Source organism: Polynucleobacter corsicus (assembly GCF_018688255.1).
GTDB lineage: Bacteria > Pseudomonadota > Gammaproteobacteria > Burkholderiales > Burkholderiaceae > Polynucleobacter > Polynucleobacter corsicus.
The window spans coordinates 1,106,582-1,133,056 of sequence record NZ_CP061314.1 but is presented as its reverse complement, the minus strand read 5'-3'; the positions used below and the strand labels follow the sequence as shown (position 1 = coordinate 1,133,056).

Genomic DNA, 26,475 nt, shown 5'->3' with positions numbered 1-26,475 from the left:
TGCACAATATGAAATACCATTGCAATACTTAAAAAGCACTTTTTGAAGCCTAACGACCCTTTAGGGCAGTAGCACACTCAGAAATTAACTTTGGACCCCGATAAATTAAGCCGCTATAAATTTGAACTAGGCTGGCACCAGCAGCAAGCTTTTCTTGGGCATCCTTACCATTCATAATGCCGCCAACGCCAACAATCGGAATGGCATCGCCTAAATACCCTTTGAGGCTTCTGACTACTTGCGTAGAGACCTGACGAACAGGCACCCCAGAGAGGCCGCCGGCTTCTTTGCCAAATTCAAGATCTTGGACAGCATCTCGGGCAATCGTTGTATTGGTAGCGATAATGGCATCAATCTTAAATTCCACCAAGAGATCAGCAATGAGCTTGATATCATTTTGCTCAAGGTCAGGTGCAATTTTTAAAAAGAGGGGTTTGCATACACCAAATCGATCACTCAAAGCTTCACGCCCAATATGCAGTGATTGCAGCAAAGAGCGCAGCATATCCTCACCCTGGAGAGCGCGCAAATTCTGGGTATTGGGTGATGAGATATTGACGGTGATGTACGAGGCCACCTCATAGACTGCTTCCATGGCAGTGAGGTAATCGCTTGCAGCATTTTCGATTGGGGTGCTCGCATTCTTGCCGATATTGAGACCAACAATGCCGCCATTCTGCCAATAAGTGGAATTGCGAACGCGCTTTACGCAAGCATCAACACCATCATTATTAAAGCCCATGCGATTGATCAGAGCCTGGGCTTGTGGCAAACGAAACATGCGAGGTTTTGGGTTACCGGGTTGCGGTTTTGGGGTAACAGTACCAATTTCTAAAAAACCAAAGCCTAGGGTCCCCAGCGCATCAATATGCCGACCATCTTTATCGAGGCCAGCAGCAAGCCCTACTGGATTTGGAAAAGTAATGCCGCACAATGTACGTGGATCTAGGGCTGGCTGATCGATCAAGTAGCGCAATAAACCCCAGCGCTCAGCACGGTCTAGATTGCTCATGGTGAGGTTGTGGGCTTGCTCTGGATCTAAAGAAAAAAGCCAGGGGCGCAAAAGAGGGTAACTATCAATCATGAGTAGATATTATGACCCATTGATAGGTTGCCAGTGATCGTCGATCAAGCCCTCGATAGGCTGAAACTTTGCCTTATAGGACATTTTTTCGCTCTGCTCAATGTAGTAACCAAGGTAGAGATAGGGAAGGTCTAATTCCAGAGCCTGCTGAATTTGCCACAAGATACTAAAGCTTCCATAACTTGCAGAGGCATTACTGGTATCAAAGAAGGTGTAAACCGAAGAGATTCCTTGATCCAAGATATCAATCATGCTGACCATGCGCAGGCGTCCTGGATGTGAATCATGAGGACCATCCCGAAACTCAACAATTCTGGAGTTCACCCGGCTTTGCAATAAAAACTGCATGTACTGATCTTGATCGTCTTGGTCTATATCCCCGCCAGCATGACGTTCATGTTGATAGCGTTGATAGAGTTGATAGTGCTCTTCTTGGTAGCCTAGATTGAGAACGCGAACGTCAAGTCCAGCATGTTTTTTCCAGCCGCGTTTTTGACTGCGGTTAGGTAAAAACTGCTTCACAGGAATGCGCGTAGCAGTACAGGCATTACATTCATCGCAATAAGGTCGGTAGGTGTATAAACCGCTGCGACGAAATCCGGCATTTACCAACTCACTATATAAATCAGCATGTATTAAGTGTGAGGGTGTTGCAACTTGTGAGCGCGCAGTTTTACCCGGTAGGTAGCTACAGGGATAGGGTGCAGTTGCATAAAACTGCAGTTCAGTAAGAGGAAGCTCTTTAAGTTGAGTCATAACCAGTGACCAAGAATCTGTTTATCAAATTTCCAGGGAATCTCTATATTAGTTTGATTTAAAGCAACTTGCAGATCCACTAGGAATTCATCGCGAGAAATGGGTGCAGCCCCTAAAGAATTGAGGTGAGCGGTCTCTTGCTGGCAATCGATCATCCCGACTTGATTTTGCTCGCACCAGGCGGCAAGGGCAGCTAAGGCAATTTTTGAGGCATCTGTTTGATGGCTAAACATCGATTCACCAAAAACCATCCCGCCAAATGAGACGCAGTAGAGGCCGCCCACTAAGCGATCATCCTCCATGATAGCAATGCTGTGAGCATGACCCTCTTCATGAAGATTTGTGTAGGCATCCATAATTTCATGGGTAATCCAAGTGCCATCCTGATCCTTGCGGTTTGCAGTTGCGCAAGAGCGGACAACGGCACTAAAGTCATCATCAACACAGATTTCTTTGCGTGTATCGGATAAAAAATGACGAATCGATTTCTTCAGCGAGTCATGACATTTAAAGTGATCAGGCTTTAATACCATCCGGGGATTGGGTGACCACCACAACACTGGTTGATTATCGGAATACCAGGGAAAGATACCCATTTGATATGCGCGAGCTAGCTGTCCTGGATATATCCGTTCACTGACTGCAATTAAACCGGGGACACTCGGGTCAGGATCTGAATGATGAATTGGATTGGGAAATTCATCCTGAGACCCTAGCCAGTTGATGTTACTCATGAGTATGTGTTGCTTAGATTTTTTCAGTTGGCAGAATATCTCTGCTGCGAACACTAAATTCATTGCCAGAATCAAATACCCCAGCAGCACGATCAGCAAAGAACCACTCCAGAGTTTGCTTTACCGTTGGAAAAGCAATGTCATCCCATGGAATATCCTGCTCATCAAATAGAGCAACCTCTAGACTCTCTTCACCTGCCTGAAATTTTGGCGAACTCATCGAGGCTAGATAAAAAAGATGTACTTGTTCGGCATGTGGCACATTGAGAAGCGAGTAGAGTGGGCCGATCTGAACAATAGCGCCAGCCTCTTCATGTGTTTCACGTGCTGCCCCAGTGCTGGTACTTTCACCAAGCTCCATGAATCCAGCAGGCAGAGTCCAGTAACCATGGCGAGGTTGTATAGCACGACGGCACAATAAAACCTGCTTGCCAAAGACGGGGATGCTGCCAACTACATTACGTGGATTGAAATAATGAATGCTTCCGCAAGAGTTGCAGACGTGGCGCTCCCGCGAATCATCCGCAGGAATCTTGATGCTGATAGGCGCTGCACAGTGCGAGCAAAACTTCATGCGGACTTTCTAAAAATGGGCGGGGATGAGACCGCGTAAGGCATTGCTAAGCATAATCTCTTTTGCATTTTGAATATCATCAATAGTCAGGTTGACCTCATGGGCATTCCACCGGGAATCGTTCAATATGATCGATCTCATAACCCCTGGTAACAGACCTGCAGATACGGGGGGCGTAAGCCAGCGATCTCCAGATTTTATAAAAACACTGCTTCTTCCACCCTCGGTGACATAGCCTTGCTCATTGGTAAATAGGGCGTCAAAGCCACCATGATCCTCTGCCATTCTCCAGGCTTGGTCATAAACATTTCGAACATTCACTTTATGCCTTAATAAAATATTGCCAGAGTGCAGGATCGCCGTGCTTGGATTGGGCAGAATATCCCCCGCCCAAAAGATTTTTACCGAGCCTTGTAATGGGCTGATGGGGGCTATTAGATAACTTGCGATTCCTAGATGATCGAGATTCAAACGCAATCGATACTCAGTATCTCTTGAGCAGCTTTCACAACCAAGCTCAATCACTTTCATTATGTCTGGCACTGAGCAGGGTATGCCAAACGCTAAAGCAGAATTAGCCAAGCGTGCTAGATGAGCTTGTACATGCTGAGCCTGACCTTGGCGGACCAAGATAGTTTCAAACAATCCTATTTCACTGGGTAGCTTACTCAAGAACGCAGCTTTAATTTGACATTCTTCCCACTCCTGCCCAGGCACAGAGTCAATCGTAATGCCGGCGCCAATGCCTAAAGAAAAAGGTGAGGCATGTGTTTTTTCATCCAGATTCATTTCAAGGGTGCGAATAGGAACGCTAAACGCAAAGTCACCATCAGGATCAATCCAGCCCAGTGCGCCACAATAGTAGCCTCGATCTTGTGGTTCTAATTCTTGAATAATTTCCATACTGCGCTTCTTGGGAGCGCCCGTTACGGATCCGCAAGGAAATACCGCATTGAGAACATCGCGCAATTGCATGTCAGGCTTGATCTCAGCTTGAACTGTCGATGTCATTTGCAGTACATCACCGTACTGAGTCACCTCAAATAGCTTGGGTACGGTGACTGTTCCTGGTAGAGCAAGTCGACTCAGATCGTTGCGCAATAAATCGACGATCATGACATTTTCTGCTTGATTCTTTGCATCTGCTGATAAATGCTCGGCTGAATCATTTAATGCGCTAGCAGTGCCTTTCATCGGCATGGCTTTTAAAGTATTGCTTTGCTTTTGGATAAATAATTCGGGTGATTGGGACAAGATAAAGTTCGAGTCTTGCGCAATAAATGCGCCAAATCTTCCTGGCTGACGCTCCCTTAATCTAGCATACAGAGAGAGTGGGTCTCCATAGGCTTCACCCGTAATCCGAAAGGTATGGTTAATTTGATATGTGTCGCCATTGCGGATGTACTCTTGAATACTCTGAATATCAGAGGTGAACTTCTCTTGGTCTAGGGAAAAAACAAGATTAGCCACACCCGCAACTTGCGCTTCGGGCTCTAAAGTTGCTATCTTTTTTTCAATGTAAGCATCGACATCCGCCTTGCTAAATCTTTCGTAAGATTTAAAGGACCATGCCTGTATTAATGGGTGCTTTTTACCTTCACGTTGAGCTGGTCGGTCAATATTGTGTATGTATAGACCTAGCTCGTAAGCAAACGCAGCGACAACGTATTCTCCCCGGGCTAATGCGGTATTGATATCTTGCAGGCATTGATCTACGGCTGCAATTGTCTGCGCATGGCTGGACTGAGGATAGATAGCCCAAAGCTGGAGCGCATACTCATACAGGCGACTACTTGGGTTTGCTATGGTACTTTGGGCATCATCAAGCAATATCATGCTGTTGGTCGTCAGTGCTCAAATAAGCTAGTAGTAATTACTTTAAAACAGTAGCTGATTCAATCGTGACAGTCTTGCTAGGTACGTCTGACATGCGACCCATTTTTGGTGATGATGCCACCATGGTTGGGATTTTACGAATAGCGTCGATGGTTTGAGTGCCAGAAACGACTGTGCCGAAAACGGTATAGCCATTACCCATAGCATTTGGATAATTCAAGCCTTCGTTGTCTTTAACGTTGATAAAAAACTGGGCTGTTGCTGAATCGGGGTCAGAAGTACGTGCCATAGCGATGGTGTAAGTTTGATTCTTCAGGCCATTTTGAGCTTCTGAAGCCACAGGCGAATTAGTTGGTTTTTGTGTCAAGTCCGAAGTAAATCCACCCCCCTGAATCATGAAGCCATCTATCACACGGTGAAAAATCGTACCGTTATAAAAACCACTGTTTACATAGTTCAAAAAGTTAGCAGAAGTTTTTGGTGCTTTTACTGAATCCAGCTCAACAACAAAATTACCCATGGTGGTTTTAAATTCAACTTTAGGGCCAGCAAAGCTTGCGGCACTAGCAATGAGGCTGGAAACTAAAAATAGGGAAGCAATAATTTTGCGCATACTGAGTATCCTTAAGAATCGAGTGAAAAATATAGTTGATTAGATTGTATTGCTCAAAGCCCAAAGGGAACTTGACCGGCATAGTAATAAGTAGCTTCTTCAAACATATTCGGCCTATCTAGATAATCTAAGGCCCAATCAATAGTGTCGACACCCCAAAAAGCATGCCCAGTGATCACAAGGGTAGGCACACCAAATACCCCATCTGCTTTTGCTCTCTCTGTATTGCTAATGAGCTTAGCTTTAACCTCTGGCCTATCTGGTTTGGGAGTGTCTGCAGCTAAGCTAAGGTATTGGCAAAACTCTGGCCAAGATAAATTGGGATCTTTACCCTCTACCCAGACATACTCAAAAGCGCGCTCAACCATATCCCATTGAGCATTTTGCTGAACTAGCAAACGCTGTGCTGCAACGGTGAGAAAAGGGTGGTGCTCTGGAAAGCGAAAAGGGAGGCCTAATTTTTCAGCGAGCCATACGCAATATTGATAGGTATGAGGGCGCTTGGCTTCCACTTCACCAGGTCCGCGATTGTCAGTTGCGCGGAGTAAGCCACCCAATAAGATAGGTACGGGTTTAATATCGATTCGTTTTTCAAGACGATGGCGTTGCTTAATATAAAAATAAGAGAATGGAGAAATGATGTCGTAGTAGAACGTCCCTTTAATCCGTTTTTCATCTACTGGATCTTGGCTCATTTCTGTTTCGACTCCTCATCTAACTTACGCAAGAAGGCCATTTTCTCGGCAATCTGACTTTCTAGGCCCCGATCAACTGGCTGGTACCAATGAGGCTCTGCCATACCATCGGGCAAGTAAGTTTCTCCAGCAGCATAGGCATGGGGCTCATCGTGTGCATAACGGTATTCTTTGCCGTGGCCCAACTCTTTCATGAGCTTGGTTGGGGCATTACGTAAATGGTTGGGTACAGGCTTGCTTTGATCGCTAGCAACATAAGCTCTTGCTGCGTTGTAAGCGTTATAGCTTGCATTACTCTTAGCGGCAATTGCCAAATAGACAACGGCTTGACCGAGTGCTAATTCACCTTCGGGTGAGCCAAGTCGTTCAAAAGTTTGAGCTGCATCATTTGCTAGTTGCATTGCTCTGGGGTCAGCGAGTCCGATATCTTCCCAGGCCATGCGAATAATTCTGCGTGCAAGATATCGGGGGTCGGCACCGCCATCCATCATTCGACAAAACCAATACAGCGCAGCATCAGGATTGGAGCCGCGTACTGATTTATGCAGAGCAGATATTTGATCGTAAAAGTGGTCCCCACCTTTATCAAAACGACGAGCCTGGACTGTTAAAGCGTTTTCAATGAACTGCTGATCTATTGTGCGAATCTGAGAGTTTGGTGTTGAGATAGCATTGCGCACTTGCTCCACTAAATTTAATAATCGCCTAGCATCACCATCCGCATGTGAAATTAAACTATCGATTGCATCTGGATCAAAAGAAATATCAGGCATCGCATAAAGGCATGCACGATCAAATAACTGCTTGAGCTCCACAGCGCTTAATGATTTCAGTACATACACTTGTGCGCGTGAGAGTAGGGCTGAGTTCACTTCAAATGAAGGATTTTCAGTGGTAGCGCCAATAAAGTTGAATAGGCCTGACTCAACATGCGGCAAAAGGGCATCTTGCTGACTTTTATTAAATCGATGAATCTCATCTACAAACAAAATAGTTTGTCTGCCATATTGAGACATGCTCTGCTGAGCTTGTTCAATAGCCTCCCGAATTTCTTTTACCCCGGCAAGCACAGCTGAAATGGCGATAAATTCTCGATCAAAGGCTTTTGCCGAAAGTCTTGCCAGCGTAGTTTTACCAACTCCGGGCGGACCCCAGAGAATCATCGAGTGTGGCTTACCAGATCCAAAAGCAAGACTAAGTGGTTTACCACTTGCTAAAAGATGCGTCTGTCCGATTACTTCTTCTATAGATTTTGGGCGTAAGACTTCCGCTAAAGGTGGCGGAGGTGCTTGATCAAATAGATTGCCCATAACGCTTATTTAATTTTGCACAAACAAAATAACCAATGCTGCCCAAATCAAGCACCCAGCAGAAACGAATGTGAGGCGATTTCGTAAGGTGATAAATGCATTCAACGCCTCTTCATTGGAAAAATAATATTGGTAAGTTTCTTTATCAATATTGCGCTGAATCACTAATGCTGAAGCCAAGATGACCATACCAACTGGTATATAAATATGTAGCGCGAGCCAGGCAACTAGGGCTGGTGTTACACCCCAGATCCATGCATTGCGGTCTCCCCACCGATCGCCGCTAGGTATTTTGCCTAGCTTATATAGATTGGCGCCCCAATGCAAGGCACCCATGAATGCAGTGATTACCGCCCCGTAACCAGCCAGTGACTCCCCGCTTAAATAATTTAGTGGTGTTGGCGCAAGCTGCACCATCAGCGCAAGACCAACAAAAGGAATTAGACCGGCATAGGCTAATTTAGTAACTAGAGGAGGCAGTGGGTTCACAAAAACTTCTTTATCTGGATTGGTCGGTGGCGGAGAGTAGATGGTGAATTACAAAATCATTGATCGTAGGTAAAGACGCCGCGACCGGACTTGCGACCGAGGTAGCCGGCGGCAACCATCTCGCGCAACAGTGGGCAGGGTCGATATTTAGAGTCGCTGAAGTTCTCAAAATAGACTTCCATCACAGCCAAACAGGTATCAAGACCAATTAAATCTGCGAGGGCAAGTGGCCCAATAGGCTGGTTGCAACCCAATTTCATACCGGCATCTATATCTTCAGGGCTTGCAAGGCCTTCGTGAAGAACAAAGAAGGCTTCATTAATCATTGGAAGCAATATACGGTTCACCACAAAGCCGGGAGAGTTCTTCACAGTGATAGGCTCTTTACCAATGCGCTTGGCCATTTCAATAATGGCGGCGTGGGTTGTGTCTGAGGTTTGCAAGCCTCGAATCACTTCTACCAATGCCATCAGCGGCGGCGGATTAAAAAAGTGCATACCAATGAAGCGACCTGGATTGGAATCTAAAGCTGCAAGTTTGGTGATAGAAAGTGAAGAGGTGTTCGTAGCAATAATAGTTTCTTTACTGACGATCTCATCAACCTGCTTCAAAATATTTTCTTTGACAGCTTGGTTCTCGGTAGCAGCCTCAATGACTAATTGCAGTCCCTTGAGGTCAGTATATGAAGTGCTACCTTCAATGCGTTTGAGTGCTGCATCTTTATTCTCATTAGTGAGCGTTTCTTTTTTCACTAAGCGATCTAAGCTTTTGCTAATTTGGTTTAAGCCGCGCTCAACGGCAGCATCGCTAATATCAACCATGACGACATCAAGACCAGCAACTGCGCAGACCTGAGCTATACCATTGCCCATAGTTCCCGCCCCAATAACCCCGACTGATTGAATCTTCATGCTATTTCCTTTTTTGATACTGTGATGAACCAAATAATTGTTCTCTTGCTTTGTCATCGTGCAAGGGTTTGCGTAATGCAGTTAATACTTCAACGCCACGCTTAACGGCAGGGCGCTCACCAATCATTTCAAACCAACGCTTGAAATGAGGATATTCATTGATATCAATACCCTGGTTCTTCCAGTTACGCGTCCAAGGAAAGATAGCAATGTCTGCAATAGAGTAACTTTTGCCAGCAATATAAGCATTATCTTTCAGTTGGTGATCTATTACTCCATATAAGCGCTTAGCTTCATTGGTGTAACGATTAATCGCGTAATCAATTTTCTCCGGGGCGTAAATTCGAAAGTGGTGGTTTTGCCCTAAAAGTGGCCCCAAGCCTCCCATTTGGAACATGAGCCATTGCAGCACCTCATATTTGCCTCGGGTAGATTTAGGCAAAAACTTTCCTGTTTTCGCGGCCAGATATAGCAAGATTGCACCGGATTCGAAGAGATGGATAGGTTTGCCATCGGGTCCATTTGGATCAGTGATGGCTGGAATCTTGTTATTTGGGCTGATCGCCAAGAAGTCTTTCTTAAACTGGTCGCCAGCGCCAATATCAATCGGATGTGCAATCCAATCTTTGCCTAACTTATAGCCACACTCCTCGAGCATGATATGAACCTTATGTCCATTTGGTGTTGGCCAGCTGTAAACATCAATGATGTCTTTATTGGGTTTGCTTATCGCCACGATTAATTCCTCATTTGTAGGGTTTGTAAACGCTCTAATGCTGTTGAAAGCGTCTTTTCTTCTTTAGCAAAACAAAAACGAATTACACCTGACTCCACTGGTTTGGCGTAAAAGGCAGAGATTGGAATAGCAGCTACGCCAATTTCAGTAGTTAACCAGGAGCAAAAATTGGCTTCGCTAAACTTGGCCTGGGGGATGCCGAGCTCGGTGTAATTGACACACTGAAAATAGCTTGCCGGCGCCGGTAGTAACTTGAACTGAGTGTGCTGTAAACCTTTACGAAAGTAATCCCGCTTGGCTTGATAAAAAGTGGGCAATCCTAAGTAGTGATCTGGATTCTTGAGGTACTCAGCAAGGCCATATTGCATTGGTGTATTTACTGTAAACACGTTGAACTGATGCACCTTACGAAACTCGGCCATCATCGCTGCAGGAGCCGCTACATAGCCCATCTTCCAGCCGGTGACATGGTAGGTCTTGCCAAAACTGGATACTAGAAAACTTCGCGCTGCTAATTCAGGATGACTTGCAATGCTGATGTGTTGATGTCCATCAAACACCATATGCTCGTAGACCTCGTCGCTCAAGATGAGTGCATTGGTATCCCTGACTAAATTTGCTAAGCGCTCAAGATCGGGTTTCTGCCACACCATACCGATTGGATTATGCGGTGTATTGATCATGACGAGCCGCGTTTTTGTATTGATTGCTTTTGCTAGATCATCCCAAGGTATTGAGTAAGAACTCACCATACCTTGATCATCAAGATTGGCGGTCAAAGATACGGCAACAGTTTTACCTCCGGCCAGATCAATGGATGGACGATAGCTATCGTAGGCCGGTTCAATGATGACCACTTCATCGCCTGGACTGACGCAGCACAAAATGGCGGTCATAATTCCTTGAGTACCGCCGGCAGTAATGGTGATCTCTGTATCAGGATCGTAATCATGACCATATAAAGCGGATATTTTTTGTGACACACCCTGGCGTAGCTCTGCAATTCCCATCATCGGTGGATATTGATTGTGATCAGCCAGCATGGCTGCATGAACCTCGGATATCAGCTTTCGATCGCAGGGAAAATCCGGAAAACCTTGGCCTAAGTTAATCGCTTGATGTTTGGCAGCGAGGGCTGACATGATCGTAAACACGGTTGTACTTACCTTGGGTAGGCGACTTGGAAATGCTGGGCTTAGGGCGATGTTTTGGTCCATTCAGGCGGTTTAGGGCAAATAAGGGAGGTAGTCGCTAGAATGGTAGAAATTCATCTTCAAATTGTGCCATGTTGATCGTTCTTTCACCCGCGAAATCCCTAGATTACAAAACCCCAGCCAAGGTCAAAGCTCCAACCTTGCCCGAGTTTGTCTCGGAATCAGCCAAGTTGATAGCCGATCTCAAGAAGCTCTCGCCTCAAGAGGTCGCTGATTTGATGGGTCTCTCGGACCAGTTGGCGGCATTGAATGTGGGCCGCTATCGTGATTGGTCTAAGAAATTTACGGATGCCAATAGCAAACCAGCTATTTATGCTTTTGATGGTGATGTCTACGACGGATTTGATGTCAAGACACTGAATTCCAAAGCCATGGATTTTGCGCAAGATCATCTTCGCATCTTGTCAGGCTTGTATGGCGCTCTTCGTCCTTTAGATTTAATGCAGCCTTACCGCCTAGAGATGGGCACCTCCCTCAAGAATGCTCGAGGCAAGGATCTATACGCTTTTTGGGGTGAGCGTGTGACCGATTCACTAAAGAAAGTATTGGAGCAGCAAAAAAAACCAGTGCTTCTCAATTTAGCTTCTGAAGAATATTTCAAGGTATTGCAAGCCAAAAACTTGGATTGCCCGGTGATTTCTCCGGTATTTCAAGATGGTAAGGATGGTAAATACAAGATCATCTCCTTTTACGCCAAGCGAGCTAGGGGATTAATGGCCCGCTATGTGGTTGAAAATCGGATCACGGATCCTGCAGATTTAAAGGGTTTCAATTTGGATGGTTACAAATATGTTGCCTCCGAATCTAAACCAGAAAAACCTTTATTTAGACGTCCTGAAAGAAAGTAGGAGAGTGCACCATGGCTGTTCATCGCACTAAATCCTCGCAACGCGCTTCACCAGATGTTGAGCGCCTTGTAGCTGACGCTATCTCTTTGGCGGCCTCTGGCAGTCATATTGAAGATCAATTTTGGGAAGAGCGCTTAAATGTTCGCTTAATGCGCCTGCTCAAAAGCCAAAACCAAAATGTAATCGATGCTTCCTTAGATCAAACGTTTCGCATTAATACACTAGCTTTCGAGGTCCTTGCTGATTGTGCGGAGACGCTGGCCGAATCCTTAGTCATGGAACATGAGGGTCAGCATTGGGATGTGCTGCTATTGGCTTTACCAATCGTTGCTCACACCCGCTATCAGATTCCCTCTGGGGCATTACCAGTGAATGTGATTGAATCTACTGCCGCTGCATTACATAGTTCAATAGCTTCTACGGACACACGCTTAGCGATTGTTCCCTGGTTGTACAGTATTGATCAAATGCCGCACTCCCATTGCCAAACGCGTTTACTAACCGAGGCTTTATCTAGCGCCGCCATTACTGCCAGTGAAGTAAAGATAGAGCTTCGCGATATGTCAGAGACCATTGCGGTTTTAGCTGATCCACGTTTTATCATCGCAGCCGTTGCCGCTCCTTCTGGCATGCCCTTGTTCCGTTGGCAAGCTGAGGCGCCAACACGTCAAGAGCGCGGCATGAGCTTAATTGGTTGGCAAAATGCGATGCAAGAACTAATTGCTACACTCTTGCCGGGTTGCGAGTTTGAGCTTTTATTGCCAGAGGCGTACTTTACCAACTGTCGGTTGGCCGATAAACAAGTGCGTCCATTGAGCATTCGAGCTGCCGTGAATTTTCTTGAGAGCACTCTCGGTGTGATGCCTGCTGGATTGTCCTGCGTTGTGGGAGCGTTCGGTGAAGATCAGGCTGATGAGTATCGAATTTCTTTTAGCTTAAAAGGCTCTGCTGAAGTGGTGTACGGAGTAATTTGGCCTTTGTATGATCGTGAGAGTGTTGCCAATGATGCGCTCAATGATTTGTCTGACGATGAAAGTCCGATGAAGCGAATTGCAGACGCACTTCGTAATGCTGGTGTGGAAGACGTCTTCCGCCATGCAATGCTCTTTGACCCAGAGCTTTGTGATGACTGTGGAGCGCCGCTGTTTCCTGACCGATCGGGTGATGCTGTGCATGCTGAGTTACCAGATGATGCGCCGATGCAGCAACCCTTGTTTCATTAAGTAAATTCAGTCAGCTTTCAAACCGAAAGAGAGCAATAAAAAAGCCGAGAATATCTCGGCTTTTTTACTATGAAACACTACTTTTAGTTCTGTACAAACGGCTCCGAATTTGCAAACAAGTGCGGGAGCTTGCCAGTTTTCATTTCTGCTGTTTGGCAAAAATCAGCCAGGCGAGTTCCAGACTTAATATTGAACAGCATTGCCTTATTACCCAACACTACAAGATCGTGTCCAGTGATGGCATTTTTGTAACGCAAGCTTCCCGGTAGAGAATTTTCGCGCTTCAAGTCAAACGTTTTGGATTCCCAGGTAAGGCGAATCGTTTCCGTTGTACCTGAAGTTTTAAATTGCTTACTTTCGCTACAAGTCCAAGTAGATACTTCTTCGCTAGCAGTGACTGGGGCCGAACCTAAAAGGCCGACTACAAGCAAGCTAGTGATGAGAAGGGTTTGCTTCATATGTATAAATCCTTATGAGAGGAGATGCTTAACGCCAGCTTGCTCTTCAAGCAATTCATTGAGCGTGTGGTTCATGCGTTCGCGAGAGAACTCATCAATTTCTAAACCTTCGACCATCTTGTATTCACCATTCTCGCAAACTACTGGATAGCCGTAGATTACTTCAGCAGGGATACCGTATTCGCCTTTGGATGCAATACCCATAGTGACCCACTTACCATTGGTACCGAGAACCCAATCGCGTACATGATCTATTGCTGCGTTCGCTGCAGATGCTGCAGAAGAAAGTCCACGCGCTTCAATAATGGCGGCGCCGCGTTTACCAACAGTAGGAATGAAAGTGTCTTTATTCCATGCTGCATCGTTGATGCTGTCTTTGACAGACTTACCATCGATGGTCGCAAAGCGATAGTCTGGGTACATTGTTGGGCTATGGTTACCCCAAACCACCAATTTCTCGATATCAGCAACAGGCTTATTCAGCTTGTTAGCCAATTGTGATAGCGCACGGTTGTGATCCAAGCGCAACATCGCTGTGAAATTCTTCGCAGGAATATCTGGTGCAGATTTCATGGCGATATAGGCATTGGTATTTGCTGGATTACCAACAACCAATACTTTGACGGTTTTCTTAGCTACGGCATTCAATGCTTTGCCTTGTGCTGTGAAAATCTGTGCATTGGCTGAGAGCAAATCTTTGCGCTCCATGCCTGGGCCGCGTGGACGTGCGCCGACCAATAGAGCAACATCGATATCTTTGAATGCTGTCATTGGGTCGGAGTGCGCTGTCATGCCTGCCAAGAGGGGGAATGCACAGTCTTCGAGCTCCATCATTACCCCAGCAAGGGCTTTTTGAGCTTTTTCGTCTGGAATTTCTAGTAACTGCAGAATCACTGGTTGATCTTTGCCCAACAAGTCGCCATTAGCGATACGAAAGAGGAGGGAATATCCGATTTGACCGGCTGCACCGGTGACTGCAACACGCATTGGGGCTTTTGCCATTACTAATAACTCCAGTTGAGGTTAATTAACTATTTTTCTATTATCCATTCAAGTGTATGGGCTTTTCCATTTACACTATCACCATGTCTTATATAAGATATGAGATAAGCCTCAATTTTATCCAACATCAGTTGTCCTGGAGCTAATTTGTCCCTGATATCCGAACCCATTGCTTCATTTAGCCCACTTTATGAGCAGATTAAAGCCATGATTTTGGCGAGTTTGCAGGCTTCTGAGTGGTTGCCCGGTGATGCAATCCCTAGTGAGATGGAGCTTGCAGCGCGTTATGCGGTGAGCCAGGGAACTGTTCGCAAGGCGATTGATGAGTTAGCTGCCCAAAACTTGCTAGTACGTCGCCAGGGCAAGGGTACCTTTGTGGCAACTCACCAAGAGGAAGACTTCCAGTACCGTTTTTTGCGTTTAGAGCCGGATTCTGGTGAGAAGTTGCTTCTGAAAAACCAGTTTTTAGCCTGCGAGAACATCAAATCAGAACCCTATATTGCTCAGTTGCTTGAGCTAAAGCCGGATGATTTGATTATTCGGATCGACCGAGTACAAAGCTCTGCAGGTCAACCTATCGTTTTTGAAGAAATTTGGCTACCAGAGGCCCGCTTTAAGGGTCTAAATTTAGAGACTCTCAATGCTTGGCCTGGTCCGATGTACGCCTTTTATGAGTCTAAATATGCCACGCATATGGTTCGGGCAGAGGAAAAAATCAAGGCCGTGTTGGCAGGCCCAAACCTCGCTAAATACCTGCAAGTTTCAGAGGGTGCCGCCTTACTTTCTGTAGAGCGTGTGGCTTTTACCTACGGGAATAAACCAGTAGAAATTCGACGCGCTAGATATGACACTGATGGCCAGCATTACGATAATAAATTGAACTAGGTTGTACACTCAAAATCAGCAAAAACCAGTTTTTAACCCCCTTAAACGCTAAAAAGTCCCCACCAACCGCAGGTTTCTAATAGAATATGTTGCAACACAACAAAACCGCACTGAACCTCCACCGAAAGATTGAGATTGCCCATGGTTGACGCACAGCAAAATGTAAAAAAAGACAGACCCGTTTTCCGAAATATTGGTCTTGCTCAGTTGATCAAGTACCGCCTTCCTTGGGCTGGGAAAGTTTCCATTCTTCACCGCATCAGTGGAGCTGCCCTGTTCTTGATGTTGCCATTCTTGCTTTACCTCTTAGATCAAAGCTTAGCTTCTGAGATGAGTTATCAAACCTTTCAGTCAATTACCGGTCATGCGCTAGCAAAAATTGTTCTTCTTGGGTTGATTTGGTCTTTTTTGCACCATTTTTGTGCTGGAATTCGCTATCTCTTGCTGGATTTGGAGATCGGCGTTGAAAAGGCTGATGCCAACCGCTCTGCGATTTTCGTATTTTGCTTAGGGCTTGCTCTAACTGCGATTGTTGGCCTCAAATTATTCGGCTTGTACTAAGCGCTTCTCTATTTAAGGAAATCGAATGCCTATTTATCAAATTGGACCTAAGCGCTTAGTTGTTGGCGCCCATTACGGCCTCAAAGAGTGGATTATTCAGCGCGCCACAGCCATCGTGATGGTAGTTTTTACGATCGTTCTTTTGGTGGACTATTGCATCACCGGTAGTGCGACTTATGAGGGCTGGGCTGCCTTATTTAGCAACCAGTTCATGAAGCTCTTGACGCTATTATTTTTCATCAGCTTGTTCTATCACGCTTGGATTGGCATTCGTGATGTCTGGATGGATTACATCAAGCCTGTCAGCATTCGTCTAACGCTTCAAGTGTTAACTGTTTTATATCTCGTAGCCTGTGCGGCTTATGCCGTACAAATTTTGTGGAAAGTGTAATTCAATGACCGCGATTAAAAAAGTGTTGCCACGCCGTCGGTTCGACGCGGTAATTATCGGTGCAGGTGGTTCAGGTATGCGCGCTTCTTTGCAGTTAGCAGAAGCTGGCCTGAATGTTGCGGTATTAACTAAAGTTTTCCCAACACGTTCGCATACCGTTGCTGCCCAGGGCGGTATTGGTGCTTCACTCGGTAATATGAGTGAAGACAACTGGCACTATCATTTTTACGACACGATCAAAGGTTCAGACTGGTTAGGTGACCAAGACGTGATCGAGTTTATGTGCCGCGAAGCTCCCAAAGTTGTTTATGAGCTTGAGCACTACGGTATGCCTTTTGACCGCAATCCTGATGGCACTATCTATCAGCGTCCATTTGGTGGACACACAGCAAACTATGGCGAGAAAGCTGTCCAACGTGCTTGCGCTGCAGCGGATCGTACTGGTCATGCCATGTTGCATACCTTGTACCAGCGTAACGTTCGTGCAAAAACAAACTTCTTCGTTGAGTGGTTGGCTCTGGATTTGATTCGTGATGACGCAGGTGATGTGGTTGGTGTGACTGCGCTCGAAATGGAAACGGGCCAAGTGTATATTTTAGAAACCAAAGTAGTCATGATGGCTACTGGCGGTGCGGGTCGTATTTGGGATGCATCGACAAACGCATTTATTAATACCGGCGATGGTATGGGTCTCGCAGCACGTGCAGGCATTCCATTAGAAGACATGGAGTTTTGGCAATTCCACCCAACGGGTGTAGCTGGTGCGGGCGTACTTTTAACAGAGGGTTGCCGCGGTGAGGGCGCTATCTTGCGCAACAAGGATGGCGAGCGTTTTATGGAGCGTTATGCTCCTACTTATAAAGACTTGGCTCCACGTGATTTCATTTCACGCTGCATGGACCAAGAGATCAAAGAAGGGCGCGGTTGTGGCCCGAATGGCGATTACGTAGTTCTCGATTTAACGCACATTGGTGCTGAAACCATCATGAAGCGTTTGCCTTCTGTCTATGAAATCGGTATCAATTTTGCTAACGTTGACGTTACTAAAGAGCCAATTCCAGTTGTGCCAACTATCCACTATCAGATGGGCGGTATTCCTACCAATATCAACGGGCAAGTAGTTGTGCCAGGTAATGGCAAGCATAACGACATCGTTAATGGCTTGTACGCCATTGGAGAGTGCTCTTGCGTATCCGTTCACGGCGCAAACCGTTTGGGTACGAACTCATTGCTCGACTTGTTAGTATTTGGTCGCGCTGCAGGTAATCACATTGTTGCTATGGATCTCAAGAATCGTGAATTTAAGCCATTGCCTGCAAATGCTGGTGAGCAAACTCTAGCTCGTATTGCTGCTCTTGATGAGTCCTCCTCTGGTGAGTATGCCCAAGATGTTGCAAACGATATTCGTAAGACTATGCAGAAATACGCCGGGGTATTCCGTAATCAAGAGTTGATGGACGAGGGTGTTCGTCAAATGGCTAAGTTAACTGAGCGCGCTAAGCACATATGGCTTAAGGATAAGTCTGAGATTTTCAATACGGCACGTATCGAAGCTTTAGAAGTTGCAAACTTAATTGAAGCGGCAAACGCGACCATGATTTCAGCGGCTGCTCGCAAAGAAAGTCGCGGCGCACATTCACATGATGACCATCAAGAGCGTGATGATGAGCACTGGATGAAGCACACGCTTTGGTATAGCGAAGGTAACCGACTTGACTATAAGCCAGTTGTCCTCAAGCCATTGACTGTTGAGTCTTTCCCTCCTAAAGAACGTACTTTCTAAGTGAAGAGAAATTAAAAATGAGTGATATTCGTGTATTTGAAATTTACCGCTACGACCCAGATGTCGATGCCGCGCCACGTATGGAGCGCTACGAACTTGAATTAACTGGTGAGCGTATGTTGTTGGATGCCTTGATTTCTTTAAAGAAGCAGGATGAAAGCATTACCTATCGCCGCTCATGTCGTGAAGGCGTGTGTGGTTCAGATGCTATGAATATTAACGGTAAGAACGGATTGGCTTGCTTAACAAATATGTTGACCTTGCCTAAAGTCATTACATTGCGCCCATTGCCTGGTTTACCAGTGGTGCGTGATTTGATTGTCGATATGACTTTGTTCTTTAAGCAATATCTGTCCATCAAGCCTTACTTGATTAATGACAATCCATTCCCAGAGAAAGAGCGTCTCCAGAGTCCTGAAGAGCGTGAAGAATTAAATGGCTTATATGAGTGCATCTTGTGTGCTTCTTGTTCAACTTCATGCCCATCTTTCTGGTGGAATCCAGATAAGTTTGTTGGACCAGCCGGTTTGCTTCAGGCCTATCGCTTTATTGCAGATAGCCGTGATGAAGATACAGCGCAGCGTTTAGATAACTTAGAAGACCCATACCGTTTATTCCGTTGCCACACTATCATGAACTGCGTGGATGTTTGCCCTAAGAATCTCAATCCAACCAAGGCAATTGGCAAGATCAAGGAATTGATGGTTCGCAGGGCCGTATGACCCTCAGTAATGCAGAGTTATATCGCTTAAAGAGTGATGCCCGCAGGGGTTTGCTTGAAAACGATCTTATTCTGCAGCGTTTTTTTGAGCGCTATGGCTCACAATTAAGCGTAGAAGATGGAAAAGTATTGAGCCTGTTATTTGCTTTGGAAGACAATGACTTGATGGACCTTTTAATTAGTCGCAGGGATTCTGTGGCTGGATTGGAAAAAGAATCTCAAGAGGCCTCGTTTAAGGGGGTTTTACAAAAGCTGAGACAGAAATAACTCAGCATGTTGTGGTAATTATCAATTTGAATGACTAGGGATTAGAAATGATTGAATCGGACATCAAGGCAAAATTATCGTTTTCGGACGGCACACCAGATATCGACTTGCCAATCTACAAGGGCACTGTTGGTCCTGATGTAATTGATATTCGTAAACTTTACGGTCAAACCGGTAAGTTCACTTACGATTCAGGTTTTTTATCTACCGCTTCCTGCAATAGCAAAATCACTTATATCGATGGTGATAAAGGGGAGTTGCTCTATCGTGGTTACCCAATTGAAGATCTTGCGCATAACTGCGATTTCTTGGAAGTTTGCTATCTTCTAATTAATGGTGAGCTTCCAAATGCCGCCGTGAAAAAAGATTTCGAGGATTTGGTAATGCACCACACGATGGTTCATGAGCAAATGCAATTTTTCTTGCGTGGTTTCCGTCGCGATGCACACCCAATGTCTGTTTTAACTGGCTTGGTTGGTGCGATGGCAGCTTTTTACCATGACGCCATTGATTACAGTCAACCTAAGGCTCGCGAAATTGCGCAGATTCGTTTGATTGCTAAGATGCCAACCTTGGTAGCAATGTCTTATAAATATTCCGTAGGGCAGCCATTCATCTACCCAGACAACTCCTTGTCTTACACGGCGAACTTCATGCGTATGATGTTTGCAACACCGTGCGAAGAGTACAAGATCAATCCAGTATTGGTGCGCGCTTTAGATCGCATCTTTACCTTGCATGCTGACCATGAGCAAAATGCCTCTACTTCAACAGTGCGCTTGTGTGGCTCGTCGGGCACCAATCCATTCGCTGCTATCTCTGCTGGTATTGCTTGCCTCTGGGGTCCAGCGCACGGCGGTGCAAATGAAGCTTGCTTAGAGATGCTAAATGACATTCAGGCTAGCGGTGGTGTAGATAAGATTCATGAGTTCATTGCCCAAGTCAAAGATAAGAACTCCAGCGTTCGCTTGATGGGCTTTGGTCATCGCGTTTACAAAAACTTCGACCCACGTGCAAAGCTGATGCGTGAAACTTGTCATGAAGTATTGAAAGAGTTGGGTCTAGAGAATGACCCATTGTTCAAGTTAGCCATGACTCTTGAGAAGATTGCTTTGGAAGATGAATATTTTGTTAGCCGTAAGCTCTATCCAAACGTCGACTTCTACTCCGGAATTGTTCAGCGCGCTTTGGGCATCCCAACCGAAATGTTCACTTGTGTATTTGCCTTGGCAAGAACGGTAGGCTGGATTGCTCAGTGGGAAGAAATGATTACTGATTCTGAGTACAAGATTGGTCGTCCACGCCAGCTATATGTTGGAGATACTTCACGCAAGGTTCCTAACATCTCTGTTCGTAAATAAAAGTTTTCGAGGTTATTCATGTTACGCACGCTCTACGACAAATTGTGGGATGACCATGTCGTCTATTCCGAAGAAGATGGCACGGCCACGATTTATATAGATCGTCAGTTATTGCATGAAGTAACAAGCCCTCAGGCTTTTGAGGGGCTCAATTTAGCTGGCCGTCCAGTATGGCGAATCTCTGCGAATCTGGCTGTTTCAGATCACAATGTTCCAACAACGGATCGCTCTGAAGGGATCGCTGACCCGATATCGAAGTTACAAGTAGATACGCTAGATCAAAACTGCGACGCCTTTGGAATTACGCAATACAAAATGAACGATACCCGCCAAGGGATTGTTCACGTCATTGGACCGGAGCAGGGTGCAACCTTGCCTGGCATGACGGTGGTCTGCGGTGATTCACATACTAGTACCCATGGCGCCTTTGGTGCGCTGGCTTTTGGTATTGGGACATCTGAAGTGGAGCACGTATTAGCTACCCAAACTTTGCTGATGAAAAAAAGCAAGAACATGCTGGTGAAGGTTGATGGACGCCTTCAACCTGGCTCTACGGCAAAAGATATCGTACTTGCCGTCATTGGAAAGATCGGTACTGCAGGCGGAACTGGTTACACCATTGAGTTTGCTGGTGAAGCTATTCGCAATTTGTCCATGGAGGGTCGCATGACTGTCTGCAATATGGCAATTGAGGCGGGTGCTCGCGCTGGACTTGTTGCAGTGGATGAAACCACGATCGAATATATCCAAGGCAGACCTTACGCCCCCAAAGGCGAGGCCTTACGTCACGCTTTGCAATATTGGCGCACCTTGCATTCAGATTCAGATGCACAGTTTGATGCTGTGGTTGAGCTACGCGCAGAAGAAATTGCTCCTCAGGTAACTTGGGGAACTTCCCCAGAAATGGTTTTAGCTATTAGCGATCGCGTTCCTGATCCCGAAAAAGAGCGCGATGCAAACAAGCGCTCTGCAATGGAGCGTGCGCTTGAATATATGGGCCTTGTTCCCAATACCCCATTAAGCAATATCTCTATTGATAAGGTATTTATCGGGTCTTGCACCAATAGTCGTATCGAAGATATTCGTGCTGCAGCCAAGGTGGTTGATCGTCTTGGTAAGAAGGTAGCTGCTAATGTGAAGTTGGCATTAGTAGTTCCTGGCTCTGGGTTGGTAAAAGCTCAGGCAGAGCGTGAAGGTTTAGATCGTGTATTTAAAGCTGCTGGCTTTGAGTGGCGTGAGCCTGGTTGCTCTATGTGTTTAGCAATGAATGCCGATCGTCTTGAGCCTGGTGAGCGTTGCGCATCTACTTCGAATCGTAACTTTGAAGGTCGCCAAGGTAATGGCGGAAGAACGCACTTAGTGAGCCCAGCGATGGCTGCTGCTGCTGCGATTGAAGGTCATTTTGTTGATGTTCGTAAGATTTCTTAAGGAGTTACAGTGTTTAAATGGTCTTCTTTCACAATGATTAAAAAATTAACTATCGTTGCTATTGTTGGCATCATTCTTTCTGCTTGCAGCAACATGATGGAAGGTCTTGGTAAAGATATGCAAACCATGGGTAACTCTATGGGTGGTAATTCTGCCAACACCAATACCAATCAATCCCAAACCAAAGGGAAAGATGTTGTTGTGACGCCAGTCAAATAAGCGCAGCCGATATTCAGCAAAGATCACTATGGAAAAATTTACGGTATACAAAGGCTTGGTAGCTCCGCTTAATCGCGAGAATGTGGATACCGATGCCATCATCCCAAAGCAATTCTTAAAATCAATTAAGAAAACGGGTTTTGGCCAAAATTTGTTTGATGAATGGCGCTATCTAGATCATGGCGAACCTGGTCAAGACTGCAGTACACGTCCAATCAATCCAGACTTTGTTTTAAATCAACCGCGCTATAAAGATGCCGGTATTTTGCTGGCCCGTAAGAACTTTGGCTGCGGTAGTTCCCGTGAGCATGCGCCCTGGGCTCTAGATCAATATGGCTTTAGAGCAGTCATTGCCCCTAGTTTTGCAGATATCTTTAATAATAATTGCTTTAAAAATGGCCTTTTACCGATTGCCCTGACAGAGTTACAGGTTGACCATTTATTTAATGAAACGCTGGCTTTTAGCAGCTATCAGCTCACAATTGACCTAGAAGCCCAGCAAGTCATCTGTCCTGATGGAACCGCCTACAGCTTTGACGTAGCCCCATTTAGAAAGCATTGCCTGCTAAACGGCTTAGACGATATTGGCTTAACCCTGCAACATGCAGATAAAATCAAGGCTTACGAAGCTGAGCGCATTCTCAAGATGCCTTGGCTTGCTACACAATTGCCATAGTTTTATAGAGTTAAAGGCCTTTTCATGAAAATTGCAGTCCTACCGGGCGATGGTATCGGCCCGGAAATCGTTGCTGAAGCCGTTAAGGTATTAAATGCGCTCGGCCCTAAATTTGACCTTGAGTCAGCCCCAGTTGGTGGCGCTGCTTATGATGTAGCCGGTCATCCATTGCCTCCTGCAACATTAGAGCTTGCTAAAAAAGCAGATGCTATTTTGTTTGGTGCTGTGGGCGACTGGAAATATGACGCCTTGGCTCGTGAACTGCGTCCAGAGCAAGCCATCTTGGGTTTGCGCAAACATCTTGAACTGTTTGCCAACTTTAGACCTGCTATTTGTTATGACGAGCTTACAGCTGCATCAAGCTTAAAACCTGAAATTGTGAGCGGCCTGGATATATTGATTATTCGCGAACTGAATGGCGATATCTACTTTGGTCAACCACGGGGTATTCGTACCTCTGAATTGCCTTTATTTAAGGGTGCACGCGAAGGCTTCGACATGATGCATTACAGCGAGCCTGAGGTAGAGCGTATTGGCCGCGTAGCCTTTGAAGCAGCCCGTAAGCGTGGGAAAAAGGTATGTAGCGTGGATAAGGCCAATGTTTTAGAGACTTCACAGTTGTGGCGAGATGTCATGATTCGTGTTGGCAAAGAATATCCAGATGTTGAGTTAACGCATATGTATGTTGATAACGCTGCCATGCAATTAGTGAAGGCACCTAAGGCATTTGATGTGGTGGTGACTGGTAATTTGTTTGGCGATATTCTCTCGGATGAAGCTTCGATGCTGACCGGCTCCATTGGCATGTTGCCATCCGCTTCATTGGATAAAAACAATAAGGGCTTGTATGAGCCAAGTCACGGCTCAGCACCAGATATCGCGGGGAAGGGTATTGCTAATCCACTGGCAACAATTCTTTCTGCTGCCATGATGCTACGTTACTCACTGGGTTTGCCTGACCAAGCTGATCGTATTGAGGCGGCAGTTCAAAAGGTTTTATCTCAAGGTTTACGTACCGCCGATATCTACACCGAAGGTACAAAAAAAGTTTCTACCGTTGAAATGGGCGATGCTGTAGTTGCCGCTCTTTCTAAATAAGAACTACTTACGCTCGAAAATATTTCAACACCCTGAATAGATAGTTGCTCATCATGTCAAATACAAAAACTCCTTTAGTAGGCTTAGTCGGTTGGCGCGGTATGGTTGGTAGCGTTCTCATGGAGAGAATGCTGGCTGAAAAGGATTTTGATTTAATTGAGCCTGTATTTTTCAGCACCAGTCAGGCCGGTGGTGCAGTTCCACTCTTAAATGGTCAAAAAGTCACTAAGAGTGAAAATATCTTGCTAGATGCGAATGACATCAAGGCGCTTGCACGTTGCGACATTATTTTGACTTGCCAGGGCGGTGATTACACCAATGAGATCTTCCCTCAGTTACGTGCTGCCGATTGGCAAGGTCATTGGATTGATGCGGCAAGTGCATTGCGCATGAAGGATGATGCGGTCCTGGTGCTTGATCCAGTAAATCGTCCAGTGATTGATAAAGCATTAGCAGCTGGCGGAAAAAACTGGATTGGAAGCAACTGTACTGTCAGTTTAATGATGATGGCTATGGGTGGGTTGGTGAAAGCCGATATGGTTGAGTGGATCAGTGCCATGACTTATCAAGCGGCTTCTGGTGCTGGAGCGCAAAATATGCGCGAGCTACTATTGCAGATGGGGGCATTGCGCGATAGCGTAGCAACTGAGTTGGCCGACCCTTCATCCTGGATTCTGGATATTGATCGTAAAATTACCGAGACTTTACGATCCCCTGATTTTCCAAAGAAAAACTTTCGCAATACACCTTTAGCAGGCAGTTTGATTCCTTGGATTGATGTCCCTGTTGAGAATGGCCAAACCAAAGAAGAGTGGAAGGGCGGCGCTGAGTTTAATAAGATCTTGGGTAGACCTGCATTTAGAACGCCTGGAAGCATTCCAATCGATGGATTATGTGTTCGTGTTGGTGCAATGCGTTGTCACTCACAAGGCTTAACGGTCAAACTTAAAAAAGATATTCCATTAAAAGAGATTGAAGCAATCTTGGCTAGCGATAACCAATGGGTCAAAGTGATTCCAAATGATCGCGAGACAACCGAGCGTGAATTATCTCCGGCTGCAATTAGTGGTACCTTGACAGTTCCAATTGGTCGTTTGCATAAAATGGCGATGGGGCCGGAATACCTCGGCGCTTTTACTGTCGGCGATCAACTCTTGTGGGGTGCAGCTGAGCCATTGCGCCGTATGCTCCGCATTTTGTTAGAGCGCTAATGTTGAGATTTAGCCAGATTCAGCTTGCAAAAGCGCTTTGTTTAATTTGTTTAAGTTGGTCCTGTGCCGTAGGAGCCATTTCTCTTGGCTCCCCAAAACTACTTTCTAAGCCTGGTGAGCCCCTTAAGGTAGAGCTCTTAGTTCGGGTTGGAGCTGATGAGCAATCTGCTCTGCCCAGTCTAAATGTTGGTGTTGCCAACAAGCTTGCCTACGATCGTTTGGGGATATCTCAAAAGATACTGGCGCTCAATCCTCAGGCAATGATTTACCGTAATCAACAAGATCAGTTAACAGTGTTGCTTGAGACGGTTGAACCCGTACCTATGACCGATGATCCTTTCTTGGACGTCCTAGTAAACTTGAACTGGTCTGCCGGAAGCATCACTAAAACTTACACATTATTACTTGGCGATGCCCAGAAAATTCTGGTGAGGCCCGGTCAAACGCTGTCTGAAATCGCAGCACAATTAGCGCCACAATTGCAGGATGCCACTTTAGATCAAACCATGTTGGCTCTATTCAAAGCTAATCCCGACGCTTTTGCAAGCGGGAGCATTAATCGCCTGGCGGCTGGCGCTGAACTCAACAAGCCTAATCAAGCTTTATTGCGCTCGATTAGTCCGGCAGAAGCTCAGCAATTTGTAGCTGAGTCAAATGCTCAGTGGTTATCTGAGAGCGAGGCTAAGGGTGGACTGAAAGGCTCCGCTAACTCAAAGAATGGTGCGGGTGAACCAGCTAAAGATCGACTCAAAATTGGTTCGAGTGCTGAGGGTAGCTCTGAAGAGCGTCGCTATACAGAAGATTTGGTCGCACAAGAAAAAGCGCTTGAGCAAACGCGTATTCGCGTAGCTGAACTTGAAAAGAATATTGAAGATTTACAGCGTTTACTTGACAAAGCTAAAGGCGGGTCATCTGAGGCAGAAAAAAATGATGGATCGTTTGGTTTGGGTGGTTTTGCTCCGGCGATCTTTGCTTTGTTATTAATGAGTCTCACTGGCCTATCGTTATGGTTATTGGCAAAAAATGCACGCCGTTCTGAAGCGCGTAATTTCTCAGGCGAGATGCCTAGTAAAGTTATCGCTTCTAAAGAGCATCAGCCTTCACACGGTGTGATGCCGGAGCGCGCAAAGGCTTTATTTGCAGGGATTGATCTCGATTTAACCCCCGTTAAAAAAGATGATGAGACTCTTGTTGCCCAGATAAATCCGTTTGCTGATGCTCTTCGGGTCAAGTTAAATTTAGCTAAGGCTTACATCACTATTGAAGACTTTTCTTCTGCAAAAAAATCCCTTCAAGAAATTGTTCATATTGGCGGATCACTAGATCCTGCCATTACGCAAGAAGCTCAAGGCTTATTAGTCGAACTAACAAACCGCAATAGCTGAGTTTGA

General features: G+C 45.7%; 29 protein-coding genes. 15 read left to right on the top strand and 14 right to left on the bottom strand.

Features of this window, described 5'->3' with window-relative positions:
* Positions 1-49: 49 nt before the first annotated feature.
* Genes C2747_RS05930 through C2747_RS05875 form a run of 12 tightly spaced genes read right to left on the bottom strand, consistent with a single transcriptional unit; the run spans position 50 to position 10,955 of the window.
* Positions 50-1,084: a quinone-dependent dihydroorotate dehydrogenase gene (locus C2747_RS05930; RefSeq protein WP_215330710.1), complete on the bottom strand. Its 1,035-nt coding sequence runs from the start codon at positions 1,082-1,084 to the stop codon at positions 50-52.
* A gap of 9 nt (positions 1,085-1,093) precedes the next feature.
* Entirely contained in the window at positions 1,094-1,840 is a 747-nt protein-coding gene (locus C2747_RS05925) for an arginyltransferase (RefSeq protein WP_215330709.1), read from the bottom strand.
* Entirely contained in the window at positions 1,837-2,574 is a 738-nt protein-coding gene (gene aat, locus C2747_RS05920; RefSeq protein ID WP_215330708.1) for a leucyl/phenylalanyl-tRNA--protein transferase, read from the bottom strand. The genes C2747_RS05925 and aat overlap by 4 nt, the downstream gene beginning before the upstream one ends.
* Positions 2,575-2,587: 13 nt before the next feature.
* The gene (locus C2747_RS05915; RefSeq protein ID WP_215330707.1) at positions 2,588-3,148 is read right to left on the bottom strand and encodes an NUDIX hydrolase; all 561 of its coding nucleotides are present in this window, start codon (positions 3,146-3,148) and stop codon (positions 2,588-2,590) included.
* A gap of 9 nt (positions 3,149-3,157) precedes the next feature.
* On the bottom strand, positions 3,158-4,984 hold the full coding sequence (locus C2747_RS05910; RefSeq protein WP_215330706.1) for a bifunctional chorismate-binding protein/class IV aminotransferase: 1,827 nt from the start codon (positions 4,982-4,984) through the stop codon (positions 3,158-3,160).
* A 37-nt stretch (positions 4,985-5,021) separates the two neighbouring features.
* Positions 5,022-5,597 (bottom strand): peptidylprolyl isomerase, encoded by a 576-nt coding sequence (locus C2747_RS05905; protein WP_215330705.1) that lies wholly within the window; start codon positions 5,595-5,597, stop codon positions 5,022-5,024.
* Positions 5,598-5,650: 53 nt separating this feature from the next.
* Positions 5,651-6,292, bottom strand: coding sequence for a 2-hydroxychromene-2-carboxylate isomerase (locus tag C2747_RS05900; protein ID WP_215330704.1), 642 nt, complete (start codon positions 6,290-6,292; stop codon positions 5,651-5,653).
* Entirely contained in the window at positions 6,289-7,602 is a 1,314-nt protein-coding gene (locus C2747_RS05895) for a replication-associated recombination protein A (protein WP_215330703.1), read from the bottom strand. Before C2747_RS05895 ends, C2747_RS05900 begins: the two co-directional genes overlap by 4 nt.
* Before the next feature lie 9 nt (positions 7,603-7,611).
* Positions 7,612-8,091 carry a DUF3429 domain-containing protein gene (locus C2747_RS05890; RefSeq protein WP_251374702.1) on the bottom strand — a complete coding sequence of 160 codons (480 nt, stop codon included), beginning with the start codon at positions 8,089-8,091 and terminating at the stop codon, positions 7,612-7,614.
* Positions 8,092-8,147: 56 nt separating this feature from the next.
* A complete protein-coding gene (locus tag C2747_RS05885) occupies positions 8,148-9,002 on the bottom strand; it encodes a 3-hydroxybutyryl-CoA dehydrogenase (protein ID WP_215330702.1) in 855 nt (284 codons plus the stop codon).
* 1 nt (position 9,003) lies between these two features.
* Positions 9,004-9,711, bottom strand: coding sequence for a glutathione binding-like protein (locus C2747_RS05880; RefSeq protein ID WP_215333100.1), 708 nt, complete (start codon positions 9,709-9,711; stop codon positions 9,004-9,006).
* 29 nt (positions 9,712-9,740) lie between these two features.
* Positions 9,741-10,955: a methionine aminotransferase gene (locus C2747_RS05875; protein WP_215330701.1), complete on the bottom strand. Its 1,215-nt coding sequence runs from the start codon at positions 10,953-10,955 to the stop codon at positions 9,741-9,743.
* Between the two features lie 68 nt (positions 10,956-11,023).
* Between C2747_RS05875 and yaaA the strand changes: the two genes are divergently transcribed.
* Positions 11,024-11,800: a peroxide stress protein YaaA gene (gene yaaA / locus C2747_RS05870; RefSeq protein WP_215330700.1), complete on the top strand. Its 777-nt coding sequence runs from the start codon at positions 11,024-11,026 to the stop codon at positions 11,798-11,800.
* Between the two features lie 11 nt (positions 11,801-11,811).
* Positions 11,812-13,023, top strand: coding sequence for a DUF2863 family protein (locus C2747_RS05865; RefSeq protein ID WP_215330699.1), 1,212 nt, complete (start codon positions 11,812-11,814; stop codon positions 13,021-13,023).
* An 83-nt stretch (positions 13,024-13,106) separates the two neighbouring features.
* Here the strand turns inward: C2747_RS05865 and C2747_RS05860 are convergent, their stop codons facing one another.
* Together C2747_RS05860 and C2747_RS05855 are read right to left on the bottom strand one after the other, a co-directional pair.
* Entirely contained in the window at positions 13,107-13,481 is a 375-nt protein-coding gene (locus C2747_RS05860; RefSeq protein ID WP_215330698.1) for a hypothetical protein, read from the bottom strand.
* A 12-nt stretch (positions 13,482-13,493) separates the two neighbouring features.
* A complete protein-coding gene (locus C2747_RS05855; protein WP_215304181.1) occupies positions 13,494-14,483 on the bottom strand; it encodes a malate dehydrogenase in 990 nt (329 codons plus the stop codon).
* Positions 14,484-14,630: 147 nt separating this feature from the next.
* Between C2747_RS05855 and C2747_RS05850 the strand changes: the two genes are divergently transcribed.
* The 13 genes from C2747_RS05850 to C2747_RS05790 all read left to right on the top strand — a co-directional run bounded on the left by C2747_RS05850 (position 14,631) and on the right by C2747_RS05790 (position 26,469).
* A complete protein-coding gene (locus tag C2747_RS05850) occupies positions 14,631-15,368 on the top strand; it encodes a GntR family transcriptional regulator (protein WP_215330697.1) in 738 nt (245 codons plus the stop codon).
* Positions 15,369-15,509: 141 nt separating this feature from the next.
* Positions 15,510-15,929 (top strand): succinate dehydrogenase, cytochrome b556 subunit, encoded by a 420-nt coding sequence (gene sdhC, locus C2747_RS05845; protein WP_215330696.1) that lies wholly within the window; start codon positions 15,510-15,512, stop codon positions 15,927-15,929.
* 25 nt (positions 15,930-15,954) lie between these two features.
* Positions 15,955-16,320 (top strand): succinate dehydrogenase, hydrophobic membrane anchor protein, encoded by a 366-nt coding sequence (gene sdhD, locus C2747_RS05840; protein ID WP_215330695.1) that lies wholly within the window; start codon positions 15,955-15,957, stop codon positions 16,318-16,320.
* A 4-nt stretch (positions 16,321-16,324) separates the two neighbouring features.
* Positions 16,325-18,103, top strand: coding sequence for a succinate dehydrogenase flavoprotein subunit (sdhA, locus tag C2747_RS05835; protein WP_215330694.1), 1,779 nt, complete (start codon positions 16,325-16,327; stop codon positions 18,101-18,103).
* A 17-nt stretch (positions 18,104-18,120) separates the two neighbouring features.
* Complete coding sequence (locus C2747_RS05830) at positions 18,121-18,825, top strand: succinate dehydrogenase iron-sulfur subunit (RefSeq protein WP_215330693.1); 705 nt, start codon at positions 18,121-18,123, stop codon at positions 18,823-18,825.
* Positions 18,822-19,091: an FAD assembly factor SdhE gene (locus C2747_RS05825; RefSeq protein WP_215330692.1), complete on the top strand. Its 270-nt coding sequence runs from the start codon at positions 18,822-18,824 to the stop codon at positions 19,089-19,091. The genes C2747_RS05830 and C2747_RS05825 overlap by 4 nt, the downstream gene beginning before the upstream one ends.
* Positions 19,092-19,138: 47 nt before the next feature.
* Positions 19,139-20,452: a citrate synthase gene (gene gltA, locus C2747_RS05820; RefSeq protein WP_215330691.1), complete on the top strand. Its 1,314-nt coding sequence runs from the start codon at positions 19,139-19,141 to the stop codon at positions 20,450-20,452.
* An 18-nt stretch (positions 20,453-20,470) separates the two neighbouring features.
* The gene (gene leuC, locus C2747_RS05815) at positions 20,471-21,880 is read left to right on the top strand and encodes a 3-isopropylmalate dehydratase large subunit (protein WP_215330690.1); all 1,410 of its coding nucleotides are present in this window, start codon (positions 20,471-20,473) and stop codon (positions 21,878-21,880) included.
* 9 nt (positions 21,881-21,889) lie between these two features.
* On the top strand, positions 21,890-22,099 hold the full coding sequence (locus tag C2747_RS05810; protein ID WP_215330689.1) for a hypothetical protein: 210 nt from the start codon (positions 21,890-21,892) through the stop codon (positions 22,097-22,099).
* Between the two features lie 28 nt (positions 22,100-22,127).
* Positions 22,128-22,775, top strand: a complete 648-nt coding sequence (gene leuD, locus C2747_RS05805; protein WP_215330688.1) for a 3-isopropylmalate dehydratase small subunit — start codon at positions 22,128-22,130, stop codon at positions 22,773-22,775.
* A gap of 24 nt (positions 22,776-22,799) precedes the next feature.
* Positions 22,800-23,873: a 3-isopropylmalate dehydrogenase gene (gene leuB, locus C2747_RS05800; RefSeq protein WP_215330687.1), complete on the top strand. Its 1,074-nt coding sequence runs from the start codon at positions 22,800-22,802 to the stop codon at positions 23,871-23,873.
* 53 nt (positions 23,874-23,926) lie between these two features.
* Positions 23,927-25,084, top strand: a complete 1,158-nt coding sequence (asd, locus tag C2747_RS05795) for an aspartate-semialdehyde dehydrogenase (RefSeq protein ID WP_215330686.1) — start codon at positions 23,927-23,929, stop codon at positions 25,082-25,084.
* Positions 25,084-26,469, top strand: a complete 1,386-nt coding sequence (locus C2747_RS05790; protein ID WP_215330685.1) for a FimV/HubP family polar landmark protein — start codon at positions 25,084-25,086, stop codon at positions 26,467-26,469. Before asd ends, C2747_RS05790 begins: the two co-directional genes overlap by 1 nt.
* The last annotated feature ends 6 nt before the right edge of the window (positions 26,470-26,475 follow it).

Coding starts and splice junctions, on each gene's coding strand:
- gltA (WP_215330691.1), top strand. CDS start 19,139: ATGATTGAATCGGACATCAAGGCAAAATTATCGTTTTCGGACGGCACA.
- C2747_RS05855 (WP_215304181.1), bottom strand. CDS start 14,483: ATGGCAAAAGCCCCAATGCGTGTTGCAGTCACCGGTGCAGCCGGTCAA.
- C2747_RS05925 (WP_215330709.1), bottom strand. CDS start 1,840: ATGACTCAACTTAAAGAGCTTCCTCTTACTGAACTGCAGTTTTATGCA.
- C2747_RS05865 (WP_215330699.1), top strand. CDS start 11,812: ATGGCTGTTCATCGCACTAAATCCTCGCAACGCGCTTCACCAGATGTT.
- asd (WP_215330686.1), top strand. CDS start 23,927: ATGTCAAATACAAAAACTCCTTTAGTAGGCTTAGTCGGTTGGCGCGGT.
- leuB (WP_215330687.1), top strand. CDS start 22,800: ATGAAAATTGCAGTCCTACCGGGCGATGGTATCGGCCCGGAAATCGTT.
- C2747_RS05860 (WP_215330698.1), bottom strand. CDS start 13,481: ATGAAGCAAACCCTTCTCATCACTAGCTTGCTTGTAGTCGGCCTTTTA.
- C2747_RS05825 (WP_215330692.1), top strand. CDS start 18,822: ATGACCCTCAGTAATGCAGAGTTATATCGCTTAAAGAGTGATGCCCGC.
- sdhC (WP_215330696.1), top strand. CDS start 15,510: ATGGTTGACGCACAGCAAAATGTAAAAAAAGACAGACCCGTTTTCCGA.
- C2747_RS05790 (WP_215330685.1), top strand. CDS start 25,084: ATGTTGAGATTTAGCCAGATTCAGCTTGCAAAAGCGCTTTGTTTAATT.
- aat (WP_215330708.1), bottom strand. CDS start 2,574: ATGAGTAACATCAACTGGCTAGGGTCTCAGGATGAATTTCCCAATCCA.
- C2747_RS05875 (WP_215330701.1), bottom strand. CDS start 10,955: ATGGACCAAAACATCGCCCTAAGCCCAGCATTTCCAAGTCGCCTACCC.
- leuD (WP_215330688.1), top strand. CDS start 22,128: ATGGAAAAATTTACGGTATACAAAGGCTTGGTAGCTCCGCTTAATCGC.
- C2747_RS05900 (WP_215330704.1), bottom strand. CDS start 6,292: ATGAGCCAAGATCCAGTAGATGAAAAACGGATTAAAGGGACGTTCTAC.
- yaaA (WP_215330700.1), top strand. CDS start 11,024: ATGTTGATCGTTCTTTCACCCGCGAAATCCCTAGATTACAAAACCCCA.
- C2747_RS05830 (WP_215330693.1), top strand. CDS start 18,121: ATGAGTGATATTCGTGTATTTGAAATTTACCGCTACGACCCAGATGTC.
- C2747_RS05905 (WP_215330705.1), bottom strand. CDS start 5,597: ATGCGCAAAATTATTGCTTCCCTATTTTTAGTTTCCAGCCTCATTGCT.
- sdhA (WP_215330694.1), top strand. CDS start 16,325: ATGACCGCGATTAAAAAAGTGTTGCCACGCCGTCGGTTCGACGCGGTA.
- C2747_RS05895 (WP_215330703.1), bottom strand. CDS start 7,602: ATGGGCAATCTATTTGATCAAGCACCTCCGCCACCTTTAGCGGAAGTC.
- C2747_RS05885 (WP_215330702.1), bottom strand. CDS start 9,002: ATGAAGATTCAATCAGTCGGGGTTATTGGGGCGGGAACTATGGGCAAT.
- leuC (WP_215330690.1), top strand. CDS start 20,471: ATGTTACGCACGCTCTACGACAAATTGTGGGATGACCATGTCGTCTAT.
- C2747_RS05930 (WP_215330710.1), bottom strand. CDS start 1,084: ATGATTGATAGTTACCCTCTTTTGCGCCCCTGGCTTTTTTCTTTAGAT.
- sdhD (WP_215330695.1), top strand. CDS start 15,955: ATGCCTATTTATCAAATTGGACCTAAGCGCTTAGTTGTTGGCGCCCAT.
- C2747_RS05915 (WP_215330707.1), bottom strand. CDS start 3,148: ATGAAGTTTTGCTCGCACTGTGCAGCGCCTATCAGCATCAAGATTCCT.
- C2747_RS05910 (WP_215330706.1), bottom strand. CDS start 4,984: ATGATATTGCTTGATGATGCCCAAAGTACCATAGCAAACCCAAGTAGT.